An 18,734-nucleotide genomic window follows, 5' to 3' on the forward strand; every position below is an offset into this window, starting at 1 on the left:
GCTGGAGGCCGCGCGTCACGGGTTCTGCGCGCGCTATCTGAATCAGCCGCTGCAGCTGCCGGAGCGACGTGCGGAGCTGGCAGAGCAGCTGGACCGCGGGCATCCGCAGCTGCTGTTCGCGCTGGGGAGCCCGGACGGGACCCCGCGGGCGACGCCCCGGCGGCCGGTGGAATTGCTGCTCCGGACGTGACGCCGGATCGGCCAGGGGGCTGGCCTCCTGATATGGATCGCATCGCAACTATCTGTGCCAAAGGGTGTTTTTTGGCGCAGATCTTGGCCGATCCCGAAGACTTCATGGATTGCGATGCGATCCATGGGGTCTACGGGGCGTCGGATCGGCCAGGGGGTTGGCCTCCTGCGACGGATGGGGCCCTGCCCCCGGTAGGAGGCCGGCCCTCCGGCCGATTGTGCGTTCGGGGAATCTCCTGGGCCGGGTCGGCCAGGGGGCTGGCCTCCTACCGGGGGAGGGGACGGCGTGTACGGCGCCGGTCGCCTGGCCTATGCTTGAGACGGAAATGATCAGGGAAAGACGGGGGAACCACCATGCAGGTTGTGGTCCGGGGAGTGAAGATCGAGTGCGTGACCGGCAACATCGTCGAGCAGCACGACATGGACGCCATCGTCAACGCGGCCAATGCCTGGCTGCGCCCGGGCGGGGGCGTGGCCGGGGCCATCCACCATGCGGCGGGGCCGGAGCTGGAGCGTGAATGCCAGGCGCTGGCCCCCATCGAACCGGGTCAGGCCGTGCTGACGGACGGGCACCGGCTGCGCAACCGTTACGTGATCCATTGCCTCGGGCCGGTGTACGGGCGTGACGAACCGGCCAGTCGCCTGCTGGCCTCGTGCTATCGCGAGGCCCTGGCGCGCGCCGAGGAGGCGGGGATCTTCAGCATCGCGTTCCCGGCGCTGTCCACCGGGGCGTTCGGCTACCCCATCGAGGACGCGGCGCGGGTGGCCCTGGAGACGGTGGTGCACCGGACCCCGCATCTGGAATCGGTGCGCTACATCCGCTTCGTGCTGAGCAAGGACGAGGACCGCGACATCCACGCACGCATCCTCAAGGAACTGACGGAGTAATACGGGCTCCGCGGTTCCCCGCTCAGGCGGTCAGGTCGATCTGCTGGACGCTGCCGGTTTCCCCGTCTTCGTTGATCCACAGTCCGGTGGACTCGACCTGGCCGAGCAGGGTGTTGTCTCCGCTGTGCCGCAGGTCGAACGGGGTGCTGACGTGGCCCAGGTAGATGGCGCCGACCCCGACCTCTCCCAGGGCGAGTAGCTGGTCGCGCCCCTGTTCGTCGCGCGTCCACACGCGCAGGCGGTCGTAGACCGGGTCGTCCGCGTCGATCCAGCCGTTGCCGTCGTGGTCGTGGCGGCGCAGCTCGGCAAAGCCGTCGCCGGTGAGCGGGCCGAACAACTCCGAGCCGTCGTCCACCTTGCCGCTGCCGGAGCGGTCGATGGCCAGGAACCCGCTGCCGGGCTGCAGAAAGGCCACCTGCTGTTCGTGACCGTCGGCATCCAGATCGAACTCGAAACGGGTGTCGGTGAGGGCAGCCGCCGGTGCATCGAAGTTGATGACCAGCGGATCGTGCAGCTCGGCGTCCATGCCGGCGCTGACGCGGGTGTGCTGCATGAACTCGCGGCTCATGCTGACGGAGAGGTCGATGTCGATCGCCTGACCGTCGGCGGTGCGCACCATGCCCCGGGCCTCGAAGGACGTGTGCTCGACTTCGATACGGGTTTCCTCCACCGACCAGGCGATGCCGGCACGGGCCACCGGGGCCGGTCCCCGTGCGTGAGCGGCGGGCGGCGAGAATTCGACCGCCTCGGCATCCTCGGCCGGGTCCGGGCGCAGCTCGGACGGGTCCAGGACCTCGATCTCCCGGCCGGTCAGGCGTTCCACGATCAGGCGCAGCAGCTCCATGCGCATGTTGTCTAGCGGGGTGAGTTCGGCATCCGCGGGTGCCGCGCCGACCGTGGAGCGGGCTTCGGTGTGCGGGGTGGCGGCCGGGGCTGACAACGATGGCAGGGCCCGGGGGGATTCGCCGGTTGCCGCGATTGCTGCGGGGGCTGCCGGCGGTGCTGGCAGGTTCGCGGCGGCGGCGCGGGTGGCGGTGACACGTGCCGAGCGGTGCGTGGCCTCGAAGGCGACGCGCTGGCTTGAAAGTTCCAGGGAATGTTCTGCGATGCGCATGGGCGGTGGCCCTCCGGGTACACAACTTCCCGGAGGTAACGGCTGGCGGGCGGCAAACTTTAGCCGCATGGCGGCAAATGGTTGCCGCCATGCCAGGTCAGGCGTGTCGGTCAGGCGGGCGAGTGGTCCGTCTCCCCGGCGGCGAGGCGGTCGGCGTAGTGGTCCCGCGCGAGGTAGGTGTAGATCGCCGGGACCACGAACAGGGTGAACAGCGTGCCGATGGCCATGCCGGCGGCGATCACCAGACCCATGGCGAAGCGCGAGCCGGCGCCGGCGCCGGTGGACATCAGCAGCGGCACCATGGCCACCACGGTCGCGGTGGTGGTCATCAGGATCGGACGCAGGCGCAGGCTGGCGGCCTCCTCGATCGCGTCGCGCAGCGGGTGCCCCTGGCGCTGCAGCTGGTTGGCGAACTCCACGATCAGGATGCCGTGCTTGGCGATCAGGCCGATCAGCGTCAGCAGGCCCACCTGGGTGTAGATGTTCAGCGAGGTCACGCCCAGGCTGATGAAGATCAGCGCGCCGGCGATGGACATCGGCACGGTGGTCAGGATGATCAGCGGGTCGCGGAACGACTCGAACTGCGCGGCCAGCACCAGGAAGATCACGAGCAGGGCGAAGAAGAACGTCACCACCAGGTCGCCGCCCTCGGCCTTCAGCTGGCGGGATTCACCTGCGTAGTCCACGTTTACGTCCGGCGGCAGTACTTCGGCGGCGATCTCGTCGATCAGCTCCAGCGCCTCGCCCAGGGTCACGCCCGGGGCCGGCACGCCCTGCAGGGTCACGGCGTTGAGCTGCTGGAAGCGGTTCAGCTGGCGCGGGGTGACGCTCTCCTCGAGGGTCACGATGCTGGACAGCGGCACCGGCGTGCCGTCGGCGGTGCGGGTGAACAGCTCCTCCAGCTGCTCCGGGGTCAGGCGGTCGGAGCGCTGCACCTGGGGGATCACCCGGTAGCTGCGGTTCTCCATCGCGAAGCGCCCGGTGTAGCCTCCGGAGAGGAACGTGGCGAGGTCGGCGTTCAGCGTGGTCATGTCGATGCCGAGCTGGGCCGCGCGCTCGCGGTCGATCTTCAGGTCCACCCGCGGCTTGTCGAAGTCGAGATCGGTATCCAGGAAGATGAAGCGCCCGGTGGCCATCGCGCGCTCGGTGATCTCGTCACTGAACGTTTCCAGCTCCTCGAACGAGGCCGTGGAGTTGAACACCACGCTGACCGGCGCACCGTCGCCCGGGGTCGGCAGCTGCGGTGGTTGGACCGCGAACACCTCCAGCCCCGGGATGCGCTCCAGCGCCGGTTGCAGGTCTTCTTCCAGGATCGTGTCGGTGTCGCGCTCGCGCTGTTCCCACGGGCTCATCACGAAGCCGCCCAGCGCCTGGTTGGTCGCGCCGGCCATGCCCGGACCGCCGCCGAAGCCGTTGACGATGAAGATGTTGTCCATCTCCGGGATCTCGTCGAACAGGCCGTCGGTCAGGGCCGTGTTGCGTTCGAGGTGGTCGATGCCCATATGCGGGTCGCCCTCCATGATGGAGAAGGCGAAGCCCTGGTCCTCGGGCGGTTCCAGTTCCGACTGCGAGGTGACGAACAGGAAATAGCACGAGACCAGCACGATCGCGCCGAACATCGCGATGGTGAAGCGGTCGTTGAGGGCCCCGTGCAGGCGCCGCCGGTAGCGCCGGCGCAGACCGTCGAAGCGGTCGTCCAGCCAGGTCTCGATGCGTCCGCGCTGCTGGCCGTCGCCGTGGCGCAGGATCTTCGAACACATCATCGGCGACAGGGTGATGGCGACGATCCCCGAGATCACCACGGTGGCCGCCAGGGTGAAGGCGAACTCGATGAACAGCGTGCCGGTCAGCCCGCCGATGAAGCCCAGCGGCAGGAACACCGCGACCAGCGTGGTGGACATCGCCACGATCGGCCAGGCCAGCTCGCGCGCGCCCTGCAGCGCGGCCTCCATGCGCGACATCCCCTCCTCGATATGCCGCGAGATGTTCTCCAGCATGATGATCGCGTCGTCCACCACGATGCCGATCGCCAGGACCATCGCCAGCAACGTCAGGAGGTTGAGCGAGAAGCCCATCAGCAGCATCAGCATGAAGGTGCCGACCAGCGACAGCGGCACGGCCACCGCGGGGATGATCACGCTGCGCAGCGAGCCCAGGAACAGGTAGATCACCGCCAGCACGATCAGCAGCGCGAGGGCGATGGTGATCAGCACCTCGTTGATCGCGCTCTCGATGTAGTCGGTGGAGTCGTAGACGATCTCGCCGTTCAGCCCCGACGGCAGCCGTGGCTCCACGCGTTCGTCGAAGACCTCGCGCAGCTCGGCGATCACGTCCAGGGCGTTGGCGTCCGGGGCCAGCTCGATCCCCATGAAGGTGGCCGCCTGACCGTTGAAGCGCACCGAGGAGTCGTAGCTCTCCGAGCCCAGTTCCACCTCGGCCACGTCGGCCAGGCGCACCAGGTCGCCATCGGCCTCGAACAGCACCAGCTGCTCGAATTCCTCGACGCTCTGCAGGTCGGTGTCGGCGGTGAGGTCGAGGCTGACCATCGAACCCCGGGTCTGGCCGACCGCGGAGAGCACGTTGTTGCCCTCCAGCGCCTGGCGCACGTCGCGCCCGCTGACCCCGTAGGAGGCCATGCGGTCGGCGTCCAGCCAGGCCCGCATGGCAAAGGGCTCGCCGCCGAGGATCTCGGCGCGCTGCACGCCGTTGACGGTGGACAGCTCCGGCTGCACCTCGCGCACGAGGTAGTCGGTGATCTGGTTGTTGTCGAGCTGTTCGGAATAGAACGACAGGTACATCGCCGCGACGTCGTCGCCCACCGACAGGTCCACCACCGGGTCCTCGGCCTCGGCCGGGAGTTCGGAGCGGATCTTGTCGACCTGTGCGGAGATCTGGGTCAGCGCCTCGTTGGGGTCGTAGTCCAGTTCCAGGTGCGCCTGCACCGTGCTGGTACCCGCCATGCTGGAGGAGACGATGTAGTCGATGCCCTCGGCCTCGGCGACCTCGCGCTCCATCGGGGTGGTGATGAAGCCCTCGACCAGATCGGCTTCCGCGCCGATGTACGACGTGCTGACGGTCACCACCGCGTTCTGCACCTCGGGGAACTGGCGGACGTTCAGGTCCACCACCGCGCGGATGCCGAACAGCAGGATGAACAGGCTGACCACCGTGGCCAGCACCGGTTTCTGAATGAAGACGTCGGTGAAACGCATGGTCGCGGCCCGGGTCAGCGAGTGTCCGGGCGCGGGTCACGCTCGGCATCCGGCCGGGCGTCTTCGGTGATGTTCACCGGGGTGTCGTTCTGCAGCTTGAGCAGGCCGCTGGCCGCCACGGTGTCGCCTTCCTCGAGCCCGTCGCGGATGCGGATCAGGTCGCCGCGCCGTTCGCCGGTCTCGACCAGACGCTGTTCCACCCGCTTCTGCCCGTCATCGTCCTCGAACACCACGAACGCCGACTGGCCCCACGGGGCGTGGCGGATAGCGGTCTGCGGCACCACCAGTCCTTCCTCGGCCTCGCCGCGTTCCAGCGTCACGCGGGCGAACTGGCCCGGGCGCAGGCGGTGGTCCTCGTTATCGAGGGTGGCCTGCACCCGGAACATGCGCGAGGCCGCGCGCACCCGGGGTTCGATGGCGGTGATCTCGCCGCTGAAGGTGGAGTCGTGCGCATCCACCCGCACGCGCACCTCCTGGCCCAGCTCGATCTGGCTCAGGCGCCGCTCGGGCAGGGAGAAATCCAGGTGGATGGGGTCCAGGGTCTGCAGTTCGACCACCGGATCGCCGGGGCCGACGAACTGGCCCTCGTCGATCTGGCGGATGCCCAGCTGGCCGTCGAACGGCGCGCGCAGGCGCTTCTGCCGGATGCGCTCTTCCTGCGAGCGCACGGCGGCGCGGGCCTGTTCCGCTTCGGTCTGCCGGCGCTGCAGTTCGGAGTCGGAGATGCTGTCGCGCTCGGCCAGCCCGCGGGCGCGCTGCAGCTCGCTTTCGGCCAGCATGGCCGCGGCCTGCAGGCTCTCCAGCTCGGCGCGGTCGAGGGCGGTGTCCAGCTCCACCAGGGTCTCGCCTTCGACCACTTCGGTGCCACTGGAGAACAGGATGCGATCCACCAGGCCCTGGCTCTGGAAGCTCAGGGTCGCGCCGCGCACCGCCTCCAGGCTGCCGATGGCGCGGGTCTCGGGCGTCCACGCGTCGGTCTCGGCGGTGGCGGCGTTGATGGTGGCCTCGGGTTCGGGCATCTCTTCGAAATATTCGGCGATCTGCTGGTCCATGAAGGCCTTGAACCCGAAGATCCCGCCCAGTACCACGGCCACGCCGAACAGCATGTAGAAGAAACGGCGACTCACTGGAAGGTCTCCTGCAGCACGGCGCGCACGCGCTCGGTCTCCGCGCGCACCACCGAGGGTTCGTCGGGGTCCACGCGCGGCTCCCAGCGCCAGCCGGTCATCAGGGCGTGGAAGTGCCGGATCAGGTGATCCAGCGGCTGGCCGATGTCATACGCCTCCAGCAGGCCGCGCGCGTTCGCGAGGTTCTGCATGCCCAGGTTCAGGGCCCAGGGGCCGAGCCCCATCTCTTCGGCGGAGATTTCCCGTGCCACGGGAAGGTCCCCCTTTTCCCGGGCCCTTTCCACCACGCCACTCACGGCATCGCTGATGGGCTGGGCGGCCGTGAGCAGGGCCTCCCGGCGTTCCTGCGAGATCTGCGCCCAGACCGCTTCGGTGAGCAGGTACTGCATCAGGCGGTAGTGGTCCGGGTTGGCGGCGGCGAAATCGAGATCCGTCAGTACGATCGCCAGCATCTGCGAGCGCGTGCCCAGGGGCAGCTCCGGTAGCCGGCGGAAGCGTTCGGCGTGCTGGATGGTGGTGCGTGTCGCCACCGCGGCCAGCAGATCCTCCTTGGAGGCGAAGTGCTGGTACAGCGTGCCGGTGGCGTATTCGCAGGCGGCCGCCAGCTTCGACATCTGCAGGGCCAGCAGGCCGTCCGTGCGGATCAGCTCGTGGGCCTTGTCGATGAACAGCTGTTCGCGTGCCTGGCGCTCGCGTTGCTTGCGGTCTTCGGTTCCCATGAGGCGGCAGGCTAGCGAACCCGGAACGGTTTGTGAACCAGGTTCATGGATTGTGTCGGGTTCGTTCTGTCGACTGGAACACGCTGCGGCTGCTCGACGTCTGCCGGGGGACCGGTTCCATATCCCTGCCGGCCAGCGGGAAAGTATCCTTGAGGGGAAGGCAGGCCACGAGGAAGGCCCATGAAGACGCTGCGCGAACGGATGGCCGACAACGGCTTCGAGTCGAATATCGACTATGCCCATCATGTGGACTGTGTGCTGGCCCAGGCGGGCGGAGCGATCCCCACACTGAACGTGGAAGGGGACTCGGGGCGGCGCAAGACCGCTTTCGCCAACGCCCTGGCCGCGGCACTGGAAGTCCCGCACGTGCTGTATCACGATTTCACCCAGGCGCATGATCCGGCACCGACGGCGCAGCCGCCGTCCAATCCGGAGGAGGACGGAGTCGAGGAACCGCCGATCCCGGCCTTCGACCGCGAGGTCTCCAGTGCCTGTGCGTACTCCGAGGGCGAACGCACCATCCTGATCCTGGATCAGCTGCAGGCGGCGGACTTCCGCGAGCACCTGCGGCTGTACCGCTTCGTGGTGGATGGCGAGTGGTCCATGGGCGGAGCGTCGTTCGTGGCCAGTCGGGAGCGGCTGATGCTGCTGCTGATCTCGGAGGAGCCGATCTATCATTCACTGAAGAAGGTCGGCTTTACCGTGTGGGTGCCGCGCGCCTCGGTGGGCGAGGCGGATTACCGTCCGGAGGATTTCGGCCTGGGGCCGGAGGCCGAAGGGCTGATGAACGGGCTCGGGGAGCTGTTCCGGGCGCTGGGTGTGCAGCCCACGCCATCGGAGTTTCAGCGGCTGCTGGACGATATCCGCAACCGCGTGCGTACCCGCGAGGAGCTGACCCATTCGATCTTCGGCCGGACTGAGGGGATCGACCACATGCTGCTGGTGTCCGATGCGATCCAGCAGCGCATGGAACGGCTGATGCCGGAGCTGTGGGAGCTCGTGGGGTGCGAGCACGTGGAACTTTCCGGCGTGCCCCCGGATCCCGAGTAGACGGATGCCGGGCCGCAGGGCCCGGGTCGCACGCAGGGGAGGATGGCCATGGTACGGACGGGATGGACAGTGGCCGCGGGCTGGCGGCTTGCGGGCGTGGCGGGATTGATCGTGTTGCTGGCGGGCTGCGGGCGCGCCTTTCCGGAGCCGGCGCCGGATCGGGAGTTCGCCGACGGGCTGTCGGCCGAGACCCTGTTCGAGCGAACGCTGGAGGCGCACGGGGGCGACCTGCGCGAGGATCCGCGCGACTTCAACATGGCCACCGACGGCGAATGGGGACGCATGATCCAGCGCATCCAGCCGCTGGTGGCGGACACCGGATTCCGCGGTCGCTCGGAAGAACGCTACCGGCCGGCGGATTCGCTCTATGTCCGCGAGTACACCGGGCCCGAGGGCGTAAAGCACGTGTTCCGCCACGAGGGCACGATCAGCGTGTACTACAACGGCGAGTTCGAGACGGACCCGGACCGGGTCGCCGCCACCGCGATGACCATCGACGCCGGCGAGCTGTTCCATTTCGGCCCCAGTTTCGTGAAGCACCGCGCCACCGATCTGCAGCGCCTGCCGGACCGGCGCGAGGACGGGGTGGATTATCACCGCGTGCTGGCGACCATCGAACCGGGCTTCGGCTTTGCCGAACGCGACGAGGTGGTGATGTGGATCCATCCGGAGACCGACCGGCTGTACCGCGTGCACATAACGCTGGAGGGCTTTGAACGCACGCAGGGCGCGCACGTGGACACTACGTTCCTGGAGTACGAGGAGGTCGGGCCGTATGTCCTGCCGTCGCGCTTCGAGGAACGGGTGCGCGGCCCGCTGCGCCTGCACGTGCATGACTGGTGGGTGACCGGACGCGACATGGATCGCGGCTGGGAGATCGAGGACGTGCGCGGACCGGGGTTCTCGGGCGCGGCCGAGCCGCCGGCCGCCGAGGAATAAGCCGTTCGCTGATAGACTGGCGCCTTTTCCGGATACGGATAACCGCAAGAGGGCGTGATGGCGCAGGGTTTCTGGGCACGACTGGGGCGGCAGATGCCGCTGATCCTGGCGGTGGCAACGGTGATCTCGCTGCTGGGGGCCATGCTGGTGCGTGGCGGGAGTTCACTCGGGTTCGTGGCGGCGTTCGTGGTGCTGCTGCCGCTGACACTGGCGGCGGCGCTGATCCGCTGGTGGCCGGGCGGGCGTTCGGCCCGCGAGGTCTGTCGTGGCGAGCGCGTGCGCCGCGCCCTGTGGATGCTGGCGGTGGCGCTGATGCTCTCCGCGGTCATCACCCTGGTGGCGGGTGTGGCCTGGTCCGGGGCGCGCGTCGGCAACATGCTGCTGGTGGCGGGTATCCTGCTGCTGCCGCCGGCGGTGCTGATCAGCCTGCTGGTGATCCTGGGGCGGCGTTCCATCGAACTGCGCGAAGATCTGGAGCCCGGGGCGCATGTGGAGCTGGAGACCAACGCCCACTGGGCGGTGTTCCTGCCGGCGCTGGGGGTGCTGGGGCTCACGGCGCTGCTGGCCATCGGCCCGCTCGGGGTGTGGGGTCTGGGCGCGGCCGCGGTGCTCTACCTGGTGGTCCTGCCGGGGCTGGCGATTCGGGGGCTGGCCAGTTTCGTCAACTCCGAGGCGGTGCTGACCGATCGTTACCTCCACGTGGCGAGCGGGCTCCTGTGGCAGCGCGCGGTGCGTTTCGATCTCAAGAGAGTCGGCGACATCGGCGTGAAGCAGCACTGGCTGGGTCGGCGCCTGGGCTTCGGCAAGGTCACGGTGGTGGATGCCGACGGGCATGCAAAGGTGGTGCCCGGCCTGCGCGACCCGGCCGGTCTGGTGCAGCGGGCCCGGGCCCGGTTGTGAAGCAAAGCGGCGAAATAGTTGATGCCTAATACAACAATGTGCAAACGATAATGGCATCTATTCTCAATCCTGCTATACCTCATGACAGAGGAAGGCGATGCCGTGACCCGGAGTCCGGTTTGCGCCCTCCCTGCTGAATGCAACCGAACGAGGAGAGAGAGATGGCAGGAGACAAAGCGAACGCCGAAGGCAAGTGCCCGGTGATGCACGGAAGCCGTACCCGCAACGATGCCGGCGGCGGTGGTCCGCGTGACTGGTGGCCCAACCAGCTGAATCTGGGCATCCTGCACCAGCACGGGATCGAGTCCGACCCGCTGGGGCCGGAATTCGACTACGCCGAGGCGTTCAGCCAGCTGGACCTGAAGGCGGTCAAACAGGATCTGGCCGATCTGATGACCGACTCGCAGGACTGGTGGCCGGCCGACTACGGCCATTACGGCCCGTTGCTGATCCGCATGGCCTGGCACGCCGCCGGGACCTATCGCACCGCCGACGGCCGGGGCGGGGCGTCCACGGGCAACCAGCGGTTCGCCCCCATCAACAGCTGGCCGGACAACGCCAACCTCGACAAGGCGCGGCGTCTGCTGTGGCCGATCAAGCAGAAATACGGCAACAAGATCTCCTGGGCCGACCTGTACATCCTGGCCGGCAACGTGGCGCTGGAGTCCATGGGCTTCGAGACCTTCGGCTTCGGCGGCGGGCGCGAGGACATCTGGGCGCCGGAAGAGGACATCTACTGGGGTGCCGAGGACGAGTGGCTGGCGACCAGCGATCACGCGAAGAGCCGCTATTCCGGCGAACGTGAACTCGAGAACCCGCTCGCCGCAGTACAGATGGGCCTGATCTACGTGAACCCCGAGGGTCCGGACGGCAACCCCGATCCGCTCAAGTCGGCGCACGACATCCGCGAGACCTTCGAGCGCATGGCGATGAACGACTACGAGACGGTGGCGCTGACCGCCGGCGGGCACACCTTTGGCAAGGTGCATGGCGCGGGGGATGCCGCCCACGTGGGACCGGAGCCGGAGGCCGCGCCGCTGGAGGAGATGGGTCTGGGCTGGAAGAGCAGCTATGGTTCCGGCAAGGGCCGCGACACCATCACCAGCGGGCTGGAGGGATCCTGGACCCCGACCCCGCGGCAGTGGGACATGAGCTACCTGGAGGTGCTGTTCAAGTACGACTGGGAGCTGTCGAAGAGCCCGGCCGGGGCCTGGCAGTGGGTGCCGAAGAACCTCGCCGACGAGGACCACGCCCCGGACGCTGAGGACCCGTCGCAGAAGGTGGGCATCATGATGACCACCGCCGACATGGCGATGCGCGAGGATCCCGAGTACCGCAAGATCGCCCTGCACTTCAAGGAGAACCCGGAGGAGTTCGCCGACGCCTTCGCGCGCGCCTGGTTCAAGCTGACGCACCGTGACATGGGGCCGAAGGATCGCTACCTCGGGCCGGAAGTCCCGGACGAGGACCTGATCTGGCAGGATCCGGTCCCACCGGTGGATCACGTGCTGATCGATGCGCAGGATGCCGACCGGCTGAAGGCCGGGATCCTCGCGACCGGACTGACGGTGCAGGAGCTGGTGGCCACCGCCTGGTGTTCGGCGTGCACCTTCCGTCAGTCGGACAAGCGTGGCGGGGCCAACGGGGCGCGTATCCGCCTGGCGCCGCAGAAGGACTGGGAGGCGTTCGAGCCGCAGCAGCTGGCGAAGGTGCTGGACCGGCTGGAGGGCGTGCGCAAGGCCTTCAACGACGAGCAGTATGGCGACAAGCGCATCTCCCTGGCCGACATGATCGTGCTGGGCGGGGCGGCCGCCATCGAGAAGGCCGCGGCGGATGCCGGGCACCCGGTGTACGTGCCGTTCATCCCCGGACGCACGGATGCGACCGAGGAGCAGACCGACGCCGAGTCCTTCGAGCCGATGAAGCCTGAAGCCGACGGCTTTCGCAATTACCGCCGGGCGCGCTTCACCGTGGCCGAAGAGGAGATGTTGCTGGACCGTGCCCAGCTGCTGGGCCTGACGGCCCCCGAGATGACGGTGCTGGTGGGCGGCATGCGCGCCCTGGATGCCAACCACGGGGGCTCGAAGGATGGCGTGCTGACCGATCGTCCCGGGCAGCTGACCAACGACTTCTTCGTGAACCTGGTCGACATGGGCATCGAGTGGCAGCCCGTGGGCGAGGAGTCCGACCGCTTCGAGGGACGTGACCGCGCCACCGGCGAGGTGAAGTGGACCGGGACCCGCGTGGACCTGGTGTTCGGCTCCAACTCGCAGCTGCGGGCCCTGGCCGAGGCCTATGCTCAGGACGACGCGGCGGAGAAGTTCGTCTGGGACTTCGTCGATGCCTGGAACAAGGTGATGAACGCCGATCGCTTCGATCTGATGTAAGCCGAGTGCCGTAAAACGGGAGCCCGCCCCGCTTTGTTCGACTGTGGGAGCCTGCTTGCAGGCGAAAAGGGGGCGGGCGCCGGTTCCTTTTTCCCGGCCCTACTCCTGTTCGGGCAGGGTGGTGTCGAACTCCACCTCCACCGAGCGCGTGCGCGACGGATCCGTCTCCTCGCTCAGCGGATTCTCCCGGTGGTGCAACTCGCCCGAAACCCGGCCGCTGATGCGGGCGGTGTCCCCGTCGACCTCCAGGCGGTCGAACTCGTACTCCACATTCTCGAGCTGGTCGTTGCCCACGAAATCGGGGCCGCCGGCCTGTTCGTGATAATAGCTGACCTCCACCCTGCCCACGTTGTCGTTGAAGGTCGTTACGCTGACGATCAGTGAACCCAGGGGGTTGGGCGTGCTGCCGTCGCGCAGCCCGTGCAGGTTGAACAGGCGGGCCCCCGCCGGCAGGTCGGTGAAGAAGGCCGGTCCTCCGTCATCCGTGTCGAAACGCTCCCAGGTCCGTTCGTCGCCATCGATCGTGCCGCTCATCACCACCTCGCCGGCGAGGGCCTGTCCGCCGGCCAGCGCGAGGGCGGCACCGGCCGCCAGACCCGTCAGAAGGGTCGCTCGGGTGCGGGTATTCGGTTTCGTCGGCTGCATGCTGCCTCCAGTGGAAGGGATATTGCGAACAGCCTAAACTGCGCCCCTCCCGCCGTCGCCCCTCAAACGCAGGGGACATCGATCTTCGCCGGCTGCGTGGCGCTGCTCTACTGGATCAAGGGCACCCAGACATCCGCAACGCCCTCGATCGGGCTGCCTGACGCGGGGCTGCCCGGCGCGCATCACTCGCAGGTGCCGACGGCTTCGGGCGGACAGCGCGAGCCGTCCGGCCACAGCGCACGGCCCAGGCGGGCCCCGTTCAGTTCGGCGTCCTGCGGGTTGGCTTCGCGAAAGTCCACGTGGCGCAGGTCGGCGCTCGAGAAGTCCGCACCGGCCAGCTCCGCGCCGCGCAGGGTGGCCCCCCGCAGCCGAGCGTCCGTCAGGCGTGCGTCGGCGAGGCTTGCGTGGGTCAGGTCGGCGAATTCCATTACAGCCCCGTCCAGTCGGGCCCCCTGCAGGCGGGCACCGGGCAGTCGGGCCTCGCGCAGGCTGGCCCGCGTCAGATCCGCCTCGCGCAGGTCGGCCACCGGCATCTCGCAGCGGTTCCAGTTGACCTCCGGAGCGGGCGGGGCCGAGCAGTCGCGGGCGGGGGTCTCCGGTGGCGGCTCGCGCAGCAGCCACAGCAGCAGGATCGCCACGGCCAGCGTCGCCCCCAGCGTGGCCCAGCGGCGAGGCCCGCGGAGGATCGCGGGGACGTGCCGTGCCGGGAGGGTCAGCAGTTCCGCCCACTGCTGACGATGGGTCACGGTCTCGGGCGATTCGGGCCGGCGCCGCTCGCCCTGACGACGTTCGAGGAGTTCCGGCGGGGTGTCCTCGTCCGGGGCGCGGCGTTCGCGCAGGCGCTCGTCTTCACGCAGTCGGGCCTGCTGCAGGCGTTCCACCCCCTCCGGGGTGTCGGCATGCAGCAGTTCCTCCGGGATCAGCCCGGGCACCTCGCGCAGCGGGTACCACAGGTGCGGCGTCGGCCCGACTTCGTCGTCCGGAGTGAGCCGCCCGAGGATCAGGTAGCGCCGGATCAGATGCGCCGGAAACGGCCCGTGCACCTCGCCGTCACGCCGGGTGTACCACAGCTCGTATCCCTCGCTGTCCCGTTCCGGCGTCTCGCCCGGCTCATCGCTCATGGCTGCCTCCGTGCTCGTCTGTCTGCAGTGTAGTGGCCGCCCGGCCGGGTGGCGACACCGGGGCAATGTCGTGGTGGCAAGGCCGGGGCCCGCAAGACCGCCCGGTTTGCGCGGTTGTGTTGCCGGGGGTGTGATGGCGTTCGCATAGTGCATTTCGCGCGTCGTTCGTGGGGGATGCATGCAGTTTTCGCAACGGGTGCAGCGGATCAGCGGGCGGCTGGTGAACGCGATCACCCTGGCCTTCGTGATCCTGCTGGCGGGGATGCTGGTGGTGGTGGCCAACAGCGTCTGGCAGAACCAGCGGCTGCTGGACGAGCTCCACCACATGACCGAGGAACGGGCCCAGCGGATCCAGCTGGCGTCCGATCTGCTCGAGGCGGCCTACAACCGGCACCAGACCATGGTGAATCAGGTGCTGACGGATGATCCGTTCGAGCGTGACGACCTGCTGATGGAGTACCACCACTGGGGTCACCGCGTCGGCGAGGTCCGCGAGGCCCTGGACGAGCGCGTGACCGAGGCGGTGGCCCGCGAGCGGCTGGAGGAGCAGGATGCCCTGATCCCGGAGATCGTGGAGCTGCAGGACGAGGTGGTGGATCTCGCGGCGCGCGACGAGATCGAGCCGGCGATGGCGATCCTGAGCGACCGTCTGTTCGAGCTGGACCGGGAGTTCGACATCTCGATCGAGGAGCTGCGGGCCCACGAGCGGGCGCAGATGGAGGCCGCGGCCGAACGCGCGCGCGAGGTCGGGGCCAATACGCAGCGGTTCATGCTGGTGTTCGGGGGAGGCGGCGTGCTGTTCGCCCTGGCCCTGACGCTGGTGACGCGCCGGACGCTGGTGGCGATGCATCATGATCTGCGGGAACAGGCCTCCCGGCTGGAGGAGGCCGGCCGTCGGCTGGAGCACGAGGCCACGCACGATGCCCTGACCGGCCTGCCCAACCGGCGTGCCTTCTATCGACAGCTGGAGGAGGCGATCGAGCGCGCGGGTGAGACCGGCGAAACGTTCTCGGTGGCCTTCATCGATCTGGACCAGTTCAAGCCGGTGAATGACCGCCTGGGGCATGCCGCGGGGGACGAGCTGCTGGGCGTGGTGGCCCGGCGGCTGCAGGAGGCGGTGCCGGAGGCCGCGTGCGTGGCGCGGGTGGGCGGCGACGAATTCGCCGTGCTGCTGGCGGGCGAGGGGGCGTCGGAGACGGCCGGCGAGCGGCTGAAGGCCGCGGTGAGCCGGCCGGCGCAGCTGGCCGCAGGCGAGGTGACGCCCGCGATGACCCTGGGCTGGGCCGACGGGCCGGGGGACGGTGATCCGGATACGCTGCTGGGGCGCGCCGATCGCGAGATGTATGCCCGCAAGGCGGGGCGTACCCCGGCGCCGTCCTTGTAGCGACGGGGCACCGTGCGAAGAGGGCCGCCAGAGCCCGGCCGGACCTTGCGGACGCACTTTCCCGGAGGTTTCCATTTCCTTTGACCTTCCGGGGCGCCTACCATGTGCGCTCCGAAGTACCGAGAACCGGGGCCGGTGGAAGGCCACGGCGCGCAACGATGAACGATCCCGACACTGTCCCGCCACGACCCCGTCTGGGGGTCTCGCGCTGCTTGCTGGGCGAGCGGGTGCGCTACGATGGCGGTCACCGCCGCGACGACTGGCTGACGCAGGTGCTGCTCCCGCATGTGGAGCTCGTGGCCCTGTGTCCGGAGGCCGAGGCCGGTCTGGGCACGCCACGCGAGCCGATGCAGCTGGAGCGCGGCCCCGGCGAACGGCTGCGTCTGCGCGGCCGCGAGAGCGGGCAGGACCATGCGCCGGTGCTGCAGGCCTGGATCGACCGGCGGCTGCCGGAGCTGGAAGATGCGGACGGGCCGGACGGGTATCTGCTGAAGGCACGTTCGCCCAGTTGCGGGCGCGCGGTGCCGGTCAACGGTCAGCGCGAGCCGCGTCCGGGGCTGTTCGCCGCGGCGCTGGAAACGGCCGACCCGTCACGGCTGCTGGTGGACGAGAGCGTGCTGCACGATGCAGCGGCGCGCGAGGCCTTCGTGATCCGGCTGTTCGCGCTGGCGCGGCTGCGCGAGCGCCTGGCCGGCGAGTGGACCGCCGGTGACCTGTCGGCCTTCCATGCGCGCGAGAAGATGCTGCTGCTGGCCCATGGCCGGCCGGACTACGACCGCCTGGGTCGCCTGGTGGCGGCCGCCGGGACGCGCCCGCGCGCGGAGCTGGCGGCCGAATATGCAGAGGTGTTTGCCCGGGCGCTGGCGCGCGGGACCACGCGCGGCGCGCACGTGAACGTGCTGCAGCATCTGCTGGGGCATTTCCGCGAGCACCTGCCCGCGGACGAACGCGCGGCCCTGCAGACTGCCATCGAGGACTTCGGTGCGGGCCGCCGGGACCGCATGTCGGTGGTACGCCGGCTGCGGGAGCACGCGGATGCGCTGCAACTGGACTGGGTGCGCCGGCAGAGCTATCTGCGGCCGGCGCCGGATGAACTGCTGACGGGTGAAGACCCCGCGAACGAATGACTGCCGAATCCGATCTGATCATTCTCCGCCAGGCGCCGGAGATTCACCTGAAGGCGCCCGGCACGCGGCGCCATTTCACCCGCATCCTGCAGCGCAACCTGCGCCGGGCACTGGAGGACGTGCCGCACCGTCTGGCCACCGCACAGGGGCGCCTGCTGCTGCGCACGGCGGAGCGCGAGCGGGCGCTGGAGATCCTGCCGCGGGTGTTCGGCCTGAGCACCTTTTCGCCGGTGGTGGCCGAGGTCGAGCCGGAGCTGGAGGCCATTGTCGACGGCGTGCGGCGGCATTTCACCGAGGTGGTGCGCGGCCGGACCTATGCGGTGCGCTGCAAGCGCCAGGGCACCAAGCGCGTGTCGGCCACCCGCATCGAGCGCGAGGCCGGTGCGGTGCTCAACGGTCCCGGGCAGGTGAACCTGGATGCGCCCGACGTCACCGTGCGCATCGATCTGCAGGAGGACCGGGCCTGGCTGTTCAGTGAGCGGCGGCGCGGGGCCGGCGGCCTGCCGCTGGGAGTGCAGGGGCGCACCCTGGTGCTGCTGTCCGGGGGCTTCGATTCGGCGGTGGCCGCCTGGTACATGATGCGTCGTGGCACCACGGCGGATTTCGTGTTCTGCAACCTCGGCGGGGCCACGCACGAGGCGATGGTGGCGGCGATCGCGCGGCGTCTGGCGGGCGACTGGGCGCATGGCACCCGTCCGCGGCTGTACGTGGTCGATTTCGAGGCGGTAGTGGAGGACCTGCGCGCCAGCCTTCCGGGCGACATGTGGCAGATCGTGCTCAAACGGCTGATGTACCGTGCGGCCGAGGCGGTGGCGGCGCGCAGCGGGGCCGAGGCCCTGGTCACCGGCGAGGCGCTGAGTCAGGTGTCCTCGCAGACCCTGTCCAATCTGCAGACCATCGACGCGGTGGCCACGCTGCCGGTGCTGCGGCCGTTGATCGGTTTCGACAAGCAGGAGATCACCGACCGTGCGCGGGCGATCGGCACCTTCGAGCTGAGCGAGCGGGTGCCGGAGTTCTGCGCGCTGACGGAGCAGCCGCCGCTGGTCGAGAGCCGGACCTCGCGCATCGAACGGGCGGAAGAAGCGCTGGATCCGGCCATTCTGCAGCAGGCGATCGACTCGGTGTGCGAGCGCGATCCGCTGGCGGCGGATGACGGACCGGACGGGGTCGCGGGCGAGGGCGAAGGGATCTTCGTGGACCGCATCCCCGAGGGGGCCACGGTGATCGACTGTCAGACACCGGAGGCCTACCGTTGCTGGCACTGGCCCGGGGCGGAGAACCATCCGGCTGACAGCCTGCTGCAGGCCTTCGCCGACTGGCCCGCCGACCGTGAATACGTGCTCTACTGCCAGCGCGGCAGCAATTCGGCGGTGATCGCCGAGCGCATGCAGCGGGCCGGGTTCCGCGCGCGGGCCTTCCGCGGCGGGCTGAACCGCCTGAAAAGGCAGGAGGCCAGCCCCCTGGCCGATTCGGCGCAAGGGATTACCCGGACGTAGGATCGGCCGGAGGGCCGGCCTCCTACGCGGCCGGGTTTGGCCGTAGGAGGCCAGCCTCTGGCCGATTCGGCGCAGGGGGTTGCCCGGACGTGAAATCGGCCGGAGGGCCGGCCTTGTATGTTTACCCCCGGCAGGCCTAGAAAGGGTCTGTCGGGGTGGAGGGACGAGGCCGGCATCTGGCCTGCGGCACAGACAGTAGGAGACTTCGTCCCACCCCTCACCTGAAGCGCCGATAAGGAATCGATCGGCTCGGGACCGACGATCGATGGCAAGCCAGCGTTCGGTGAGGCCCCGACAGACGGTTTTACGCTAGCTCGGGAGGTGAACGATGGCAACATCGGTAACGGCTCAGCGGATCGGGGTCGATGTGGGCAAAACCGAACTGTGGCTCAGCATGAACGGCGAAGCCGCGCAACGCTGCGACAACACACCGGCA

At 68.9% G+C, this 18,734-nt stretch carries 14 protein-coding genes and 1 pseudogene; 9 read left to right on the plus strand and 6 right to left on the minus strand.

All coding sequences use genetic code 11. The annotated features are described in order from the left end of the window. Both F787_RS15790 and F787_RS0113160 read left to right on the plus strand, forming a co-directional pair. Positions 1 to 190, plus strand: a pseudogene (locus tag F787_RS15790) (hypothetical protein); the annotation flags it as partial. Between the two features lie 353 nt (positions 191 to 543). Beyond that, a complete protein-coding gene (locus tag F787_RS0113160; protein ID WP_019569796.1) occupies positions 544 to 1,077 on the plus strand; it encodes a macro domain-containing protein in 534 nt (177 codons plus the stop codon). Between the two features lie 22 nt (positions 1,078 to 1,099). Here F787_RS0113160 and F787_RS0113165 read toward each other — a convergent pair whose 3' ends face one another. The 4 genes from F787_RS0113165 to F787_RS0113180 all read right to left on the minus strand — a co-directional run bounded on the left by F787_RS0113165 (position 1,100) and on the right by F787_RS0113180 (position 7,249). Next, complete coding sequence (locus F787_RS0113165) at positions 1,100 to 2,191, minus strand: hypothetical protein (RefSeq protein ID WP_019589607.1); 1,092 nt, start codon at positions 2,189 to 2,191, stop codon at positions 1,100 to 1,102. A gap of 110 nt (positions 2,192 to 2,301) precedes the next feature. Further along, positions 2,302 to 5,403, minus strand: a complete 3,102-nt coding sequence (locus tag F787_RS0113170) for an efflux RND transporter permease subunit (RefSeq protein WP_028492485.1) — start codon at positions 5,401 to 5,403, stop codon at positions 2,302 to 2,304. Positions 5,404 to 5,417: 14 nt separating this feature from the next. Next, entirely contained in the window at positions 5,418 to 6,530 is a 1,113-nt protein-coding gene (locus F787_RS0113175) for an efflux RND transporter periplasmic adaptor subunit (RefSeq protein ID WP_028492486.1), read from the minus strand. After that, positions 6,527 to 7,249, minus strand: coding sequence for a TetR/AcrR family transcriptional regulator (locus tag F787_RS0113180; protein ID WP_028492487.1), 723 nt, complete (start codon positions 7,247 to 7,249; stop codon positions 6,527 to 6,529). Before F787_RS0113180 ends, F787_RS0113175 begins: the two co-directional genes overlap by 4 nt. 180 nt (positions 7,250 to 7,429) lie before the next feature. On the opposite strand from F787_RS0113180, the gene F787_RS0113185 reads away from it, so the two are divergent. From F787_RS0113185 to katG, 4 genes are all read left to right on the plus strand, one after another. Further along, entirely contained in the window at positions 7,430 to 8,299 is an 870-nt protein-coding gene (locus F787_RS0113185) for a hypothetical protein (protein WP_028492488.1), read from the plus strand. Positions 8,300 to 8,347: 48 nt separating this feature from the next. Beyond that, complete coding sequence (locus F787_RS0113190) at positions 8,348 to 9,238, plus strand: hypothetical protein (protein ID WP_231364993.1); 891 nt, start codon at positions 8,348 to 8,350, stop codon at positions 9,236 to 9,238. Positions 9,239 to 9,295: 57 nt separating this feature from the next. After that, a complete protein-coding gene (locus F787_RS0113195) occupies positions 9,296 to 10,138 on the plus strand; it encodes a PH domain-containing protein (RefSeq protein ID WP_028492489.1) in 843 nt (280 codons plus the stop codon). A gap of 161 nt (positions 10,139 to 10,299) precedes the next feature. Beyond that, positions 10,300 to 12,525, plus strand: coding sequence for a catalase/peroxidase HPI (katG, locus tag F787_RS0113200; RefSeq protein WP_028492490.1), 2,226 nt, complete (start codon positions 10,300 to 10,302; stop codon positions 12,523 to 12,525). A gap of 99 nt (positions 12,526 to 12,624) precedes the next feature. Here the strand turns inward: katG and F787_RS0113205 are convergent, their stop codons facing one another. Together F787_RS0113205 and F787_RS0113210 are read right to left on the minus strand one after the other, a co-directional pair. Continuing rightward, positions 12,625 to 13,170: a hypothetical protein gene (locus F787_RS0113205; protein ID WP_028492491.1), complete on the minus strand. Its 546-nt coding sequence runs from the start codon at positions 13,168 to 13,170 to the stop codon at positions 12,625 to 12,627. 182 nt (positions 13,171 to 13,352) lie between these two features. Then, the gene (locus F787_RS0113210; protein ID WP_028492492.1) at positions 13,353 to 14,291 is read right to left on the minus strand and encodes a pentapeptide repeat-containing protein; all 939 of its coding nucleotides are present in this window, start codon (positions 14,289 to 14,291) and stop codon (positions 13,353 to 13,355) included. Between the two features lie 178 nt (positions 14,292 to 14,469). Here F787_RS0113210 and F787_RS0113215 point away from each other — a divergent pair, with 178 nt between their 5' ends. From F787_RS0113215 to thiI, 3 genes are all read left to right on the plus strand, one after another. Beyond that, complete coding sequence (locus F787_RS0113215) at positions 14,470 to 15,675, plus strand: diguanylate cyclase domain-containing protein (RefSeq protein WP_028492493.1); 1,206 nt, start codon at positions 14,470 to 14,472, stop codon at positions 15,673 to 15,675. 158 nt (positions 15,676 to 15,833) lie between these two features. Then, a complete protein-coding gene (locus F787_RS0113220) occupies positions 15,834 to 16,802 on the plus strand; it encodes a DUF523 and DUF1722 domain-containing protein (protein ID WP_028492494.1) in 969 nt (322 codons plus the stop codon). Next, positions 16,799 to 18,298, plus strand: coding sequence for a tRNA uracil 4-sulfurtransferase ThiI (gene thiI, locus F787_RS0113225; RefSeq protein ID WP_028492495.1), 1,500 nt, complete (start codon positions 16,799 to 16,801; stop codon positions 18,296 to 18,298). The genes F787_RS0113220 and thiI overlap by 4 nt, the downstream gene beginning before the upstream one ends. Positions 18,299 to 18,734: the final 436 nt, after the last annotated feature.

The sequence above is a fragment of the Thioalkalivibrio sp. ALE19 genome (genome assembly GCF_000428605.1).
Lineage (GTDB): Bacteria > Pseudomonadota > Gammaproteobacteria > Ectothiorhodospirales > Ectothiorhodospiraceae > Thioalkalivibrio.

What these genes read in the sequence shown, in the direction of transcription:
- F787_RS0113165 (WP_019589607.1), bottom strand. Translation starts at nt 2,191, where the DNA reads ATGCGCATCGCAGAACATTCCCTGGAACTTTCAAGCCAGCGCGTCGCC.
- F787_RS0113185 (WP_028492488.1), top strand. Translation starts at nt 7,430, where the DNA reads ATGAAGACGCTGCGCGAACGGATGGCCGACAACGGCTTCGAGTCGAAT.
- F787_RS0113180 (WP_028492487.1), bottom strand. Translation starts at nt 7,249, where the DNA reads ATGGGAACCGAAGACCGCAAGCAACGCGAGCGCCAGGCACGCGAACAG.
- F787_RS0113160 (WP_019569796.1), top strand. Translation starts at nt 544, where the DNA reads ATGCAGGTTGTGGTCCGGGGAGTGAAGATCGAGTGCGTGACCGGCAAC.
- F787_RS0113170 (WP_028492485.1), bottom strand. Translation starts at nt 5,403, where the DNA reads ATGCGTTTCACCGACGTCTTCATTCAGAAACCGGTGCTGGCCACGGTG.
- F787_RS0113190 (WP_231364993.1), top strand. Translation starts at nt 8,348, where the DNA reads ATGGTACGGACGGGATGGACAGTGGCCGCGGGCTGGCGGCTTGCGGGC.
- F787_RS0113205 (WP_028492491.1), bottom strand. Translation starts at nt 13,170, where the DNA reads ATGCAGCCGACGAAACCGAATACCCGCACCCGAGCGACCCTTCTGACG.
- thiI (WP_028492495.1), top strand. Translation starts at nt 16,799, where the DNA reads ATGACTGCCGAATCCGATCTGATCATTCTCCGCCAGGCGCCGGAGATT.
- F787_RS0113220 (WP_028492494.1), top strand. Translation starts at nt 15,834, where the DNA reads ATGAACGATCCCGACACTGTCCCGCCACGACCCCGTCTGGGGGTCTCG.
- F787_RS0113215 (WP_028492493.1), top strand. Translation starts at nt 14,470, where the DNA reads ATGCAGTTTTCGCAACGGGTGCAGCGGATCAGCGGGCGGCTGGTGAAC.
- katG (WP_028492490.1), top strand. Translation starts at nt 10,300, where the DNA reads ATGGCAGGAGACAAAGCGAACGCCGAAGGCAAGTGCCCGGTGATGCAC.
- F787_RS0113195 (WP_028492489.1), top strand. Translation starts at nt 9,296, where the DNA reads ATGGCGCAGGGTTTCTGGGCACGACTGGGGCGGCAGATGCCGCTGATC.
- F787_RS0113210 (WP_028492492.1), bottom strand. Translation starts at nt 14,291, where the DNA reads ATGAGCGATGAGCCGGGCGAGACGCCGGAACGGGACAGCGAGGGATAC.